Genomic DNA, 12195 nt, shown 5'->3' on the forward strand with positions numbered 1-12195 from the left:
AAGAGGTGTGAGCGTTGAAAACCGCTACCTTTCGAGTGTTTAGATTTAATCCTGAAACAGACAGAAAGCCTCAATACCAGGATTACGAAATTCCTATCACAAAAGGAATAACAGTTCTTGAAGGATTAACATACATAAAAGATAACATAGATCCCACACTCGCTTTCAGGGCTTTCTGCAGAAGCGGAATATGCGGTTCGTGTGCCGTAAACATCAACGGGAAACCTCGCCTTGCATGTAAAACACCTATTGAAAAAATCATGGAGGAGTTTAGTTCTAAAACTATTATTATAGAACCCCTCTCAAGATTTAAAATCATAAAAGACCTTGTCGTTGACACGGAAGGTAAAAAAGAAACGATAAAACGCTTTAACCTGTGGCTTGAGGAAAAAGAGCCTCCCAGAGATGCAGAATTTACCGTCTCACCTGAAGAGGTAAAACAGTACGAGAAAGAAACAGACTGCATCCTATGCCTTGCCTGTTGCAGTGTTTGTGAAGCGTTAAAAGAAAACATTCCATTCTCAGGTCCTTTTGCGTTTGTCAGAACCTTCAGGTTTCTGTCAGATTCAAGAGAAAAGGAAGAGATAAAAGAGAAAAGACTTGAAATAGCACTTAACGCCTCCGTATGGTCCTGCCTTCAGTGTCAGAAGTGCGTTGCAGTCTGTCCAAAAAACATTGCACCTGCAGATGATATACAGAAAGTTAGAAGAGCAATCGTAAGAAGCGGGAAGAAAGAATCTCCTGGTGCAAAGAAGCTCTCCCACTACCTTAACTGGATATACGCAACAGGACAGATTAACCGCCTATTTTTGCCGGCTGATGTTTACAACAGTGAAAAAGCTGTAAAAGAGTTTATAAAAACGTGCAGAGAACACGGCATTGAAGTGTGGGACATTCCACACCTTCCCGACGGATTCCTGGCGCTGAGAGACCTTATAATAAGGGCACTGGTGGAAGAAGGGAACATTGAAGCAATAGACTTTAAAAAGATACGGAAAATAGACGAAAAGATAGAAGCACTCCTTAAAGGAGAAGAGAAGTGAGAAGAATTGGATTTTATAGAGGCTGCTGTTTTCAGGGACTTGATTTCATCCTGTTTGAAGTCATAAAAAACGTACTCAACAGGCTTAATGTCGAACTTCCCGAAGTGAGAAAGACCGTGTGTTGCGGCGGAAATGTCATTGATGAAGAGAGCAGATTTCTATCGGTTTTAATTAACGGCAGAAACATGGCCGCTGCGGAGAAAGAAAACCTTGATCTGTTAATAAGCTGCAACACCTGCTTCATGGTTATAAACAGAGCGAAAAAAGTTCTTGATGAAAATGAAGAAATAAAAGAAAAGATAAACAGAATCCTTAAGGAGGAAGAGCTCACCTACACCGGCAACCTTAAACTCTGGCACATTTTACCCTTCCTGACACGAAAAATTGGTTTTAAAGAAATAGAAAGAGAAGTAAGGAGGAAGCTTCCCGTAAAAATGGCACCTTTTTACGGATGCCACCTGAGATATCCTGAAAAGGTCATTAAAGACGGGGAACTTGAAAAGCTTATAGAGGTATGTGGGGGCGTACCAACAGAGTTTGAAGAATCAAACACATGCTGCGGCTACCATGCAATATATACAGACAGGGCAACTGCTCTTAAAAAAATTAAAAAGATTGTTGAAAGTGCGAAAGAAGCCGGAGCAGAAGTAATAGTAACACCATGCCCCTTATGCTTTAAAGCTTTTGATCTCTATCAGGCAGACGCAAAAATAAAAGAAAAACTACCTGTCCTATTTTTACCGGAGATGGTAGCCCTTGCTTTTGGAATGGATGAAATAGAATCAGGGATAAAGTACCACAAAATCCCTGTAGAGATATAAAAACCCCGCCCTTAAAAGGCGGGAACCGTTAATCCTTAATGGGACCAACTATAGCTATGAAAGCCACCAAAATTCCCCACGCCTTAGCTGCAAGAGCAAGAGCATCCATTTTGAACCTCCCCATCTTCTGGTATTAATTGTAATTTACCAGCTATTCTTATATATGTCAAATATTATGGTTGAAATAAAAAAGAAAGAAAGCTTTTATCTATCAAGCAATTTCAACAAAGTTTTCATTTCCCTTAAAGCGGTACTTTATTAAATCCTTAAGGTCATCAAAACCTTCAAGGTTCGGATTTTTCTCAACAAACTCAAAAGCATCTTCTCTTGCCATCTTTAAAAGTTCAAAGTCCCGCCTTAAATCCGCTATTTTAAACTCACCTATACCAGACTGCCTTGTTCCCATAAGTTCTCCGGGACCTCTAAACATAAGGTCCGCCTCTGCAACCTTAAAACCGTCTGTCGTGGCTTCAAGGACTCTCAAACGTTTTATCGCATCTTCACTTACGGTTCTTTTTGTTATGAGAAAACAGAAAGACTGCCTGTCACTCCTCCCAACTCTGCCTCTCAACTGATGAAGCTGGGCAAGCCCGAACCGTTCAGCATGTTCAATTACCATAACAGTTGCCTCAGGAACATCAACACCAACTTCTATAACAGTCGTTGAGACAAGCACATGAAACTCACCGGACTTAAATTTTGACATAACTTCATCCTTCTCTTCCTGTTTCATCCTGCCGTGAAGAAGCCCAACGGAAAAATCTTTAAGCTTCTCACTCCAGAAGTGAAACATCTCTGTTGCTGCCTTAAGTTCAATCTTTTCAGACTCCTCAACAAGCGGATAAACAATGTATGCCCTGTTCCCCTTCAAAAGCTCTTTTCTTAAAAAAGAAACTACCTTTTCCATCTCATCATCAAAAACAATCTTTGTTTTCACGGGTTTGCGTCCTGCTGGCATTTCATCTATAACAGAAACATCAAGATCTCCATAGGCGGTAAGGGCAAGAGTCCTCGGTATAGGCGTCGCTGTCATAACAAGAACATCCGGACGGCTCCCCTTATTTTTAAGTTCCGCTCTCTGCTTGACGCCAAACCTGTGCTGTTCATCAATAATAACAAGACCTAAATTTTCAAACTCCACCTTTTCCTGAATAAGAGCGTGAGTGCCAACAATCACCTTAAAATAGCCCTTTCTTATCGCTTTGAGGGTAGTCTCTTTAGCTTTCGGCGTCATGCTGCCTGTCAAAATTCCAACAGGAATACCAAAGTGAGAGAAAAACTCCTTAAACTTCTTAAAGTGCTGCTTGGCAAGAATTTCCGTCGGTGCCATAACCGCAACCTGATATCCACTCTTTACAGCAAGATAGGCAGCAGCTGCAGCAACAACCGTTTTACCACTACCAACATCTCCCTGAATCAGGCGGTTCATAGGTTTTTCACTCTTCATATCCGCTACTATTTCCTTTAGAACTCTCTCCTGAGCACCAGTTAGACAAAATGGCAGATTCTTCTTAAATTCGTCCAACATCTTTTCCGTTACAGGAAAACCTATACCCTTTTCTTCCTTTATACGTCTTCTCACAAGGGCCAATGCCACCTGGAACAGGAAAAATTCATCGTATATCAAACGCTGCTGATAAGCCGTCTTGAACTCCTGAAGTTCTTCAACAGGTGATGAAGGAAAGTGAACCTCCCATATTGATCGAGATATAGAAGGCAACTTTCTCTTTTTTACTATTTCTCCTGGAAGATACTCCGGAAAACGGAGAAGTGTTTTCTTCACAACAAAGGCTATATCTTTTCTTACAAGGTTCTGCTTCAATCCCTCCATTAGATGGTAAACAGGCAGTATAACGCCAACCTTTGAATAACTCTTTTTCTCTTCAAAAATCTCAACTTCTGGATGAACCATGGTGAAAGAAAGACCACTCCTTTTAACTTTACCGTAAGCTACCACATCCTTTCCCAACTCTCTGGCCTGAGAAAAGAGCTTTTTGTAAAACCCAAAAACTCTCTGCTGCAGAAAGAGAAGCGTTACCTTCCCGTGCCTATCGTAGAGTATAACTTTCAAAAGCTTTTTTCCTCTTTTAGTAACCGTATCTACAATCCCTGCAACCTTTCCTTTTACGAGGGCAGTTTCTCCATCTCTCAGGAGATTTAGAGGCGTTATAGTCGTCCTATCTTCATACCTGAAAGGAACATAAAAGAGAACATCTAAAATGGTGTTAAGACCCAACTTTTTTAACCGTGAAATGGCGTATTTGTTCAACCCCTTCACCGTCTCCGGCGGCTGGAAAAAAGCTTTTAAAGGATACTTTTCCGCTTCCTCTACGAATCCTGAAGAGGATGAGGATACAATCTTTTCTAACTTTTTTTTCTGAACCTCTCTTTCTATCTCTTCAAGAGAAAACCTCAAAACAAAAACTGTATGAAGTTCTTTAATAAGCCGCTTCCTATCACTATCAGAAAGGTACCTGTAACCCTTCAAAAACTTCTCGGCCTTTTCAACAAAAGAGATTCTCTTTTCTGAAAGAAAAGGTTTTAACTTTGAAAACATTGCAAGGAGAGCTTTATCAGGATCTCTAACCCTATCAAAGTATCTAAAATCCTCTTTTACAAGAAGGGTAAGCAACCTTTTTATGTTCTCCAGGGTTTCCCTCATAAACTTTACCTTTGAAGGTGGTATAATTTGCTATAGTAAAATATCCCTATTTCAGAGGATAACCATATGAAAAAACTTGCCGCTCTGCTATCTGCCTTCATACTTGCATCTTCCTGCGCAACTCAGCAAAAGCCGGTTACAAAACCGCCAAAGTTAACAGAGAAAAAAAACGATGACTTCCTCTACTATTATATGAATTTCTCAATAGCGACAAAGGAAGGAAAGAGAGAAGAAGCAGAAAAGTACCTTGAAAAAGCCCTAAAAGTAAGACCAAACAACACAGAATTAAAACTTACAGCTGCCATGTTTTATGCATCAATCGGCGACCTGAACAAAGCGATAGAAACGGCAAAATCCATAACAAATGAATCTGAAAAATCCCTTAGAATTTTAGGAAAACTCTTCATAATGAACGGCATGAACAAACAAGCGGCACATGTATTTTTAAAACTGACTCAAAAATCTAAAAAACCTGATGATTTTGTAATCTGTGGAAAACTTTTAATAGGTGAAAAGCGGTATGACGAAGCTGCCAAAATACTGGAAAAAGGACTAAAAATCGACCCCGAAAATTCTCTTCTTAACTTCCTGACAGGATACAGTTACTACAAGGAAAAACAGTACAAGAAAGCTGAAAAATACCTTGAAAAAGCTGCAGAATTAAACCCCGAAATAGATGATGCTTACCAGATTCTCGAAACCATTTACCAGAAAAATCACAGTAAAAACATAAAAAGATTTTTTGAAAAGCTGTGCAGGAGAAAAGATGCACCGCTGCCGGCACTTAGAGAACTTGCAAAGATATATATAATAGATGGAGAAAAAGGCAAAGCTGTAAAAATTCTCAACAGAATAGTAGAAAGAGAACCATACAATTTGAAAAACTTAACCCAGGTTGCTACAAGCCTGCTTAACCTGAAAGAGTATAAGAAAGTTATCCCCGTAATAGAGAGAATAACAAAGCTTAATCCTGACAATCCAAACGTTTACTTCCTTTTAGGTCTTGCCTATGAATTAACGGGACAGAAAGAAAAGGCAGTAAAAGCTTATGAAAAATCGTTAGACCTGTTCCCTGAAAACACAACCGTAATTGAGCAGCTTGCAACTTTGTATTTAAGACTTGGAAAAATAGAAGAGGCAAAAGCCTACTTTGAGAGACTATATCAACTTACCAAGAAAAGCGATTATGCTCTTAGAATAGCAGCTATCGCAGATAAAAATGGCAATACCCGGGAAGCTTACAGTTTCCTCAAATCAATTGTAAGCAAGGGAAGTAACGATCCAAGACTCTACTTTTCCCTTGCCGTTTATGCCGACAAACTTGGAAAAGAAGAAGAGGCAGAAAGATATCTGAAAAAGCTTCTGGAAAAGCATCCTGACGACCCGGCAGCCCTCAATTACCTCGCATACCTTTACGCAAACAGAGGTGAAAACCTTCAAGAAGCACTAAAACTGATAAGAAAAGCCCTCAAAAAGAGGCCTGATAATGGCGCCTATATTGACACCTACGGCTGGATACTCTTTAAGATGGGAAAGTATGACAAAGCCTGCAAAGAACTTCAAAGAGCGCTCAAACTTAGCAACGGTGACGCGGTCGTTGAGGAACATTTAGGAGAATGCCTGTACTACAAAGGGGACTGGGATAGGGCAAAAGATCACCTTAAAAGGGCTCTCAAAAAGATGACAAAGAATCCTGAATCAATAGAGGGCGAAGGCAACATAAAATACCGGGCGCAGGAGATACTTAAACGTCTTGAATAGTTGTTCAAATCAGGATAAATCAATAAATTAATTACAGAACAGGAAAGGAAGGAGGATTGCAGATGAAAAAGGGAACGATAATGTTTATTCTTGGAAGCCTCGTTGGAGCAGGGGCAGCCTATCTTGCAACAACAAGGAAAGAAGAGATAATGGAAAAATTGCAGGAACTTCAGGAACAACTTAAAGACAGTGACCTTCCTGAAAGGGCTAAAAAGCTGGTTAAAGAAATAGCTGAAAACATTCAAACACTTGTAATGTCACCAGAAGAAGAACTTTCTGAGGAAGAGAAAAAGGATATTTTAGACGAAGTGGAATCAAAGATTCAAAAGTTAGAAGAAGCGATTAAAGGAGACGAAACAGAAGCTTGAAACTATCACAGTTAATAGAAAAAATAGATATAGAAGCCATTCAATTTGAAGATTGCATCATTCGTGGCATATCAGAAGATAGCCGGCAGATAAAGCCTGGCTATCTTTTTTTTGCGGTGAAAGGTTTTCAGGCAGACGGCCATAACTATATTGAAAATGCCATCTCAAAGGGTGCCGTTGCCATTATAGGCACAGACAGAAAAGCACTAAAAAAGGCAGCAGAAAAAGGTGTAACAGCACTCTTAACAAGAGAGATAAGAAAAACAGAAGGCATAATAGCACACCGCTTCTTCGATAAACCTTCAGAAAAACTGAAGTTAATAGGAATAACAGGAACAAACGGGAAAACAACAACTTCTTTCATACTTTACAACGCTTTAAAAAGCGCAGGATTCAAAACAGGACTGATAGGAACAGTTGAATACGTAACACCAAATAGCAGAAAAAAGGCAGAAAGAACGACTCCACCGCCGATAGAGCTAAACGCTCTTTTAAAGCAAATGGTTGATGAAGGTGCTGAATATGTCGTAATGGAAATTTCTTCCCACGCCGTATCATTATCAAGAATAGAGGGACTCACCTTCCAGGGAGGTGTTTTCACAAATCTTTCGCCAGAGCATCTTGACTTTTATCAAAATATATACAACTACTTCCTGGCAAAGTATGGTTTCCTTAAATACATAAACCCGGAGGGATTCTTCCTCACAAACAGTGACGACTTCTTCGGAAGTGTCATAGAGGGAACAAAAACCATCCATAGATTTGAAACTATATCTTACGGAAGATCGGGAAAACTGAAAATAACAGAGATAAAGCCAATACCAAACGGAACACAGGTAAAAGTTACATTTAAAGGAAAAACATTTACGCTAAAAACAAATCTTAAAGGAAAATACAACGCCTACAATGTGACTGCTGCTTTCGGCGCCCTTTTAAAATTAGGATTTGAAAACGCTGAAGACTACTTCAAACAAATAACGGTGCCGGGACGGCTGGAGGAAATCGCACCAGACATCTACATAGATTACGCCCACACGCCGGACGCACTTGAAAACGTCCTTAAAACACTGAAAGAAATATACCCGCACAAAAAACTCACGGTAGTTTTTGGATGTGGCGGAAACAGGGATAAGCAGAAAAGACCCCTCATGGGGAGAATCGCATCGAAGATCGCCGATAGAGTTATAGTGACAACAGATAATCCCCGATTTGAAAATCCTGAAGAGATAATCAAAAATATCTTAAAAGGCTGTGACTTGAAAAAAACAAAAGTTATTCCCGATAGAAAAAGTGCCATAGAAACTGCAATAAAGGAAAGCAGTGGTGTTATCCTTATAGCAGGCAAGGGACATGAAGATTACCAGGAAGTTAGAGGAAAAAAATACCACTTTAGCGACAAAGAAGTAGCATTAGAGGTGATAGGTGAAATTAAAAGAGATAGCTAACATAACAGGTGGAACTATCAAAGGAAACTTAAACGTTAACGTTGAACGGTTTGAATTTGACTCAAGAAAGGTTACGGAAAAAACGCTATTCATACCGCTAAAAGGAAACAGGGATGGCCACAATTTTATAGACGACGCCGCAAAAAGAGGCGCTGCTGCGACACTATCAGAAAAAGAATTAAAACCGATACTCCCTACGATCCACGTTGAAAACACGATGGAAGCTTTCAAAAAAATTGCACTTCACAAGCGAGAAATTTTTAGCGGAAACGTCATAGGCATAACAGGAAGCGTTGGCAAAACAACCACTAAAGAACTTCTTACCTACGTTTTATCCAAATTTTCCACCGTCCACTCAAACGTAGAAAGCTACAACAACCTTTTAGGGATTACCCACACTCTCGCTAATTTGAAAAAGTGCAACGTGTACATTCAAGAAATAGGGACAAACAGTCCCGGGGAAGTGGCGACTCTAACAGAAATGGTGAAACCACACATTGGTGTAGTAACTGCAGTAGAACCGGGTCACCTTGAAGGATTTAAAACATTTGAAAATCTACTAAAAGAAAAGTTTTCACTGATCGAAAATACAGAAGTTAAAATTGCACCATCACATCTTGCAAAAGAGAAAAACATTTTAACTTTTGGCAAAGGTGGCACTGCAGAAATTATAGAAGCACATTTTTATCCAGAAAAAACGCTATTCACAGCGAAAATCAACAGTAAAACGGTAAACGGTCAGGTAAACATCCCGGGAAGAGGCATACTAAACGCAATTTTAATAACACTGTTGATTGGAAACGTTCTGAACATCCCACCCGAAGAGATTGTGGAAATTGTGAAAACTTTTAAACCACCAAAGTGGAGAATGGAAATTGTAAAGCTTGGCAGTATAACTCTGATACGGGATTACTACAACGCCAATCCTGCATCAATGAAAAATGCGATAGATGTTTTATCCCTCTACGAAACGCCAAAGGTTGCGGTATTAGGTGAAATGTTAGAACTTGGGAACCACTCTGAAAAGCTTCATAGAGATATAGGCAAATACCTTTCGGAAAAAGGCATAGAAGAAGCCCTATTTTTTGGTAAAAACAGCGTTTTCTACCTTTCAAATTTCAACGGCAGAGGTTATCATTTTAATAACAGGGACGAATTTTTACAGTTTTTAAAAACCTTTGATTTCAGCGGGAAAACCGTTCTTATAAAAGGTTCCAGAGGGAACAAACTTGAAGAAGTTGAAACCATAATAAGAGAGAGGTTCCAGTGATAGTCGTTCTTAAAGGTGGACCTTCCCCGGAAGCGGAAGTTTCAAGAAAAAGCGCAGCTGCCGTAGTAAAAGCATTGAAAAAGTTAGGATATGAAGTTTTAGACCTTGAATTTGACGAAAATGCTGCAAAAAACCTAATAGAGCTCAAGCCGGAAAGGGTGTTCATAGCCCTACACGGTGTTCCCGGTGAAGATGGTTCCGTTCAGGGACTTTTAGAAAGTTTAGGAATACCTTACACAGGATGCGGCGTTGAATCAAGCGCCATTTGCATGGACAAAGACGCAACAAAAAGATATCTTAAAAGCTTTGGCATTCCGGTACCTGCAGGAGAAACTTATTTCTCAAAAGAGGAAGTTGACTGGATGGAGATACCGTGCGTCGTAAAACCGGCAAGAACAGGCTCAACGGTAGGCATATCTGTCGTTAAAACAGAAGAAGAGCTTGAAAAAGCAGTTGAAATTGCATTTAAGTATGACACAAAAATTCTCATTGAAGAGTTTATAGAAGGGAGAGAACTGACAATCCCGGTGCTGAATGGAAAGGCTCTTCCAATCGTTGAAGTTATCCCCGAAGGAGGTTTTTACGACTATGAAGCAAAATATAAAAAACATACAACAAAATATGAAGTACCTGCCAGAATTCCAGAAAAAACAGCTAAAAAAATAAATAAGTTGGCTGAAAAAATATTTCGCATTTTAGAGTGCCGCGGAGCCATCAGGATAGATCTCAGACTTGATGAAATGAATGTTCCGTACATCCTTGAAGTTAACACAATTCCCGGCATGACAGAGAGAAGTTTACTGCCAAAATCTGCCGCTGCTGCCGGCATAACATTTGAAAAACTGATTGAGGAAATCCTAAAAGGATGAAGAGGCCACTATTTATAATTTTCTTTATATTAATTCTACTTTCCGGTCTAATCCTCTTCATCTATTCACCAATGAAAATTGAAAGGGTCAGAATAAAACTTGACAAAAATCTATGGGGAAGCAAAATAACAGATATGCTGACCGGACAGATATTAATAAATTCTCCCTATGATGAGAACAAAATAAAAGATTTGACTTCTTTTATAAGCTCACTTCCCTGGGTAAGAAAGGTAGATATCTCTTTTATCAAAGGAACTTTAACAATCAATATTGAAGAAGAACCTGTAAAGTTATGTATCATCTCTAAAAACGAGGCCTTTAACGTGGGAGAAAATGGTTACATCCTCGGAAAGGATAAAAAACTCTGTTCCCAAAATCAAACCTTTTTTTACAAAGGGAAAACTCCTTTTTTTATAAAGGACTCTAAAGGATTTCCAAAAGTTACGGAAAATATCTTACTTGAAATTTCCCTTATAACTCAATACATTTCATCTAAAAATCCCATTAAAGAGAAACCGGAAATTTTACTGACAGATACAGGTATAAAATTACTTTACCCCCAGCATAAAATAATCGTTTTCCTTGGAAACGGTGAAAATAGCTGGCAGAATTTCCAAAAATTGTTTAAAATTCTATCCAGGCCATATTCCGGCTACTACGATTTAAGATTCTCAGGCCTTCTGATTGAGAAGGGGAGGAAAAATGATTGAAGAAAAAATCCTTACCATAGATTTAGGAACAAGCTACATAAGGGCCACACTTGGTGTTATAGATAGAAAAGGCAACAAAAAAATAATAGCTATGGCATCTGTTCCTTCAAAAGGAATTAAAAGTGGAAACATTTCAAGCGTTGTATCGGTTAAAGATGCCCTTAATGCAGTTCTTAACAAACTCAAGATAGAAGCCTCTACCACACTGCCAAATGAAGCTTACGTTATCATTTCAGGTACCCACACACTCAGCTACAAAATAGAGGCAAAGATAAACTTTCCCGGTATTCAAACAATCCAATTCAAGGATGTTAATGATCTCAAAAACAAAGCAGAAAGGGAACTTATGGAAAAAAAAGGCCCACCCGTAAAACAACATTATGAAACAATGCACATAATACCCCAAGAATTTATAATAGAAAATCTTACCGGCATCCAAAATCCTGTCGGACATAGTGGAAGAGAACTTGCAATGAAAGCCCTCATCGTTCTTGTAACAAAACACACAAAAAGAACGATAGAAGAACTCTTAAAAGATTGCGGGATAAAACTTAATAGTCTGATACTGCAGTCCCTTGCAGCCTTTTACGGAATAAAAGGCAAGGAAAACATCTACTTTAACAACAACCTTTTTATATACATGGGAGCAGGTACCACTGAATACTTCTACTTTAGAGAAGACAAACCTGTTTTTAACAAGTATATCCCTGACGGTGGAAACGACATAATAAAATTCATAATCAGCAAGTTGAAACTTAACAAGAAGGAAATCGAAAAGTTATTTTTTGAACATGGAAGCGCATACGCACTTAAAGTTCCTCAAAACGAATACATCACAATTTCTATAGGTGGCAAATTGGCCAAGCTTCCAAAAATTGTAATTCCGGCTCTCGTACAGATAAGACTGCGAAAAATTTTAAAAGACATTAAAACGGAGCTTGAAAACACTGATCCATCAATGGTAGTTAATCTCAACAAAATCTATCTCACCGGAGGACTGGCCAAACTTAAGGATATAGATGTCCTTACAAAGAAAATCTTTAAAGCACCTGTAGAGATATGCAGCCCCGATTACAACGTTACGGATCTCTCACTAACACCTGTCATCGGAGCTATAAACTACATAGCTGCAACAAGAAAACCGGAAGGAAAACTCTTCGAAGTGAAAGACGATATAATTCCAAAAAGCCACGAAGCAGGCGTGTTTGGTTGGGTAAAAAGGCTTATTGATCAACTAATATAGAGA

At 39.0% G+C, this 12195-nt stretch carries 10 protein-coding genes; 9 read left to right on the forward strand and 1 reads right to left on the reverse strand.

What is annotated here, in order from left to right:
• Window positions 1-14: 14 nt before the first annotated feature.
• Both H153_RS09370 and H153_RS0105095 read left to right on the forward strand, forming a co-directional pair.
• Window positions 15-1043 (forward strand): succinate dehydrogenase/fumarate reductase iron-sulfur subunit, encoded by a 1029-nt coding sequence (locus H153_RS09370; protein ID WP_022847067.1) that lies wholly within the window; start codon window positions 15-17, stop codon window positions 1041-1043.
• A complete protein-coding gene (locus H153_RS0105095; protein ID WP_022847068.1) occupies window positions 1040-1864 on the forward strand; it encodes a CoB--CoM heterodisulfide reductase iron-sulfur subunit B family protein in 825 nt (274 codons plus the stop codon). Before H153_RS09370 ends, H153_RS0105095 begins: the two co-directional genes overlap by 4 nt.
• 211 nt (window positions 1865-2075) lie before the next feature.
• Here H153_RS0105095 and recG read toward each other — a convergent pair whose 3' ends face one another.
• A complete protein-coding gene (gene recG / locus H153_RS0105105) occupies window positions 2076-4526 on the reverse strand; it encodes an ATP-dependent DNA helicase RecG (RefSeq protein WP_022847069.1) in 2451 nt (816 codons plus the stop codon).
• Window positions 4527-4592: 66 nt separating this feature from the next.
• Between recG and H153_RS0105110 the strand changes: the two genes are divergently transcribed.
• The 7 genes from H153_RS0105110 (at window position 4593) to H153_RS0105140 (ending at window position 12192) form a co-directional block, all read left to right on the forward strand.
• Window positions 4593-6287: a tetratricopeptide repeat protein gene (locus tag H153_RS0105110; protein ID WP_022847070.1), complete on the forward strand. Its 1695-nt coding sequence runs from the start codon at window positions 4593-4595 to the stop codon at window positions 6285-6287.
• Window positions 6288-6349: 62 nt separating this feature from the next.
• Entirely contained in the window at window positions 6350-6655 is a 306-nt protein-coding gene (locus tag H153_RS0105115; protein ID WP_022847071.1) for a YtxH domain-containing protein, read from the forward strand.
• Complete coding sequence (locus H153_RS0105120) at window positions 6652-8100, forward strand: UDP-N-acetylmuramoyl-L-alanyl-D-glutamate--2,6-diaminopimelate ligase (protein WP_022847072.1); 1449 nt, start codon at window positions 6652-6654, stop codon at window positions 8098-8100. The genes H153_RS0105115 and H153_RS0105120 overlap by 4 nt, the downstream gene beginning before the upstream one ends.
• Window positions 8078-9370 (forward strand): UDP-N-acetylmuramoyl-tripeptide--D-alanyl-D-alanine ligase, encoded by a 1293-nt coding sequence (gene murF, locus H153_RS0105125; protein WP_022847073.1) that lies wholly within the window; start codon window positions 8078-8080, stop codon window positions 9368-9370. Before H153_RS0105120 ends, murF begins: the two co-directional genes overlap by 23 nt.
• On the forward strand, window positions 9367-10239 hold the full coding sequence (locus H153_RS0105130; protein ID WP_022847074.1) for a D-alanine--D-alanine ligase: 873 nt from the start codon (window positions 9367-9369) through the stop codon (window positions 10237-10239). The genes murF and H153_RS0105130 overlap by 4 nt, the downstream gene beginning before the upstream one ends.
• Window positions 10236-10949: a hypothetical protein gene (locus H153_RS0105135; protein ID WP_022847075.1), complete on the forward strand. Its 714-nt coding sequence runs from the start codon at window positions 10236-10238 to the stop codon at window positions 10947-10949. The genes H153_RS0105130 and H153_RS0105135 overlap by 4 nt, the downstream gene beginning before the upstream one ends.
• Window positions 10942-12192: a cell division FtsA domain-containing protein gene (locus tag H153_RS0105140; protein ID WP_022847076.1), complete on the forward strand. Its 1251-nt coding sequence runs from the start codon at window positions 10942-10944 to the stop codon at window positions 12190-12192. Before H153_RS0105135 ends, H153_RS0105140 begins: the two co-directional genes overlap by 8 nt.
• Window positions 12193-12195 lie beyond the last annotated feature (3 nt).

It is taken from the genome of Desulfurobacterium sp. TC5-1, assembly GCF_000421485.1.
GTDB lineage: Bacteria > Aquificota > Aquificia > Desulfurobacteriales > Desulfurobacteriaceae > Desulfurobacterium_A.

Bases quoted from the DNA above. Each gene is read 5' to 3' on its own strand.
- H153_RS0105135 (WP_022847075.1), top strand. From the start codon at position 10,236: ATGAAGAGGCCACTATTTATAATTTTCTTTATATTAATTCTACTTTCC.
- H153_RS0105115 (WP_022847071.1), top strand. From the start codon at position 6,350: ATGAAAAAGGGAACGATAATGTTTATTCTTGGAAGCCTCGTTGGAGCA.
- H153_RS0105140 (WP_022847076.1), top strand. From the start codon at position 10,942: ATGATTGAAGAAAAAATCCTTACCATAGATTTAGGAACAAGCTACATA.
- H153_RS0105110 (WP_022847070.1), top strand. From the start codon at position 4,593: ATGAAAAAACTTGCCGCTCTGCTATCTGCCTTCATACTTGCATCTTCC.
- recG (WP_022847069.1), bottom strand. From the start codon at position 4,526: ATGAGGGAAACCCTGGAGAACATAAAAAGGTTGCTTACCCTTCTTGTA.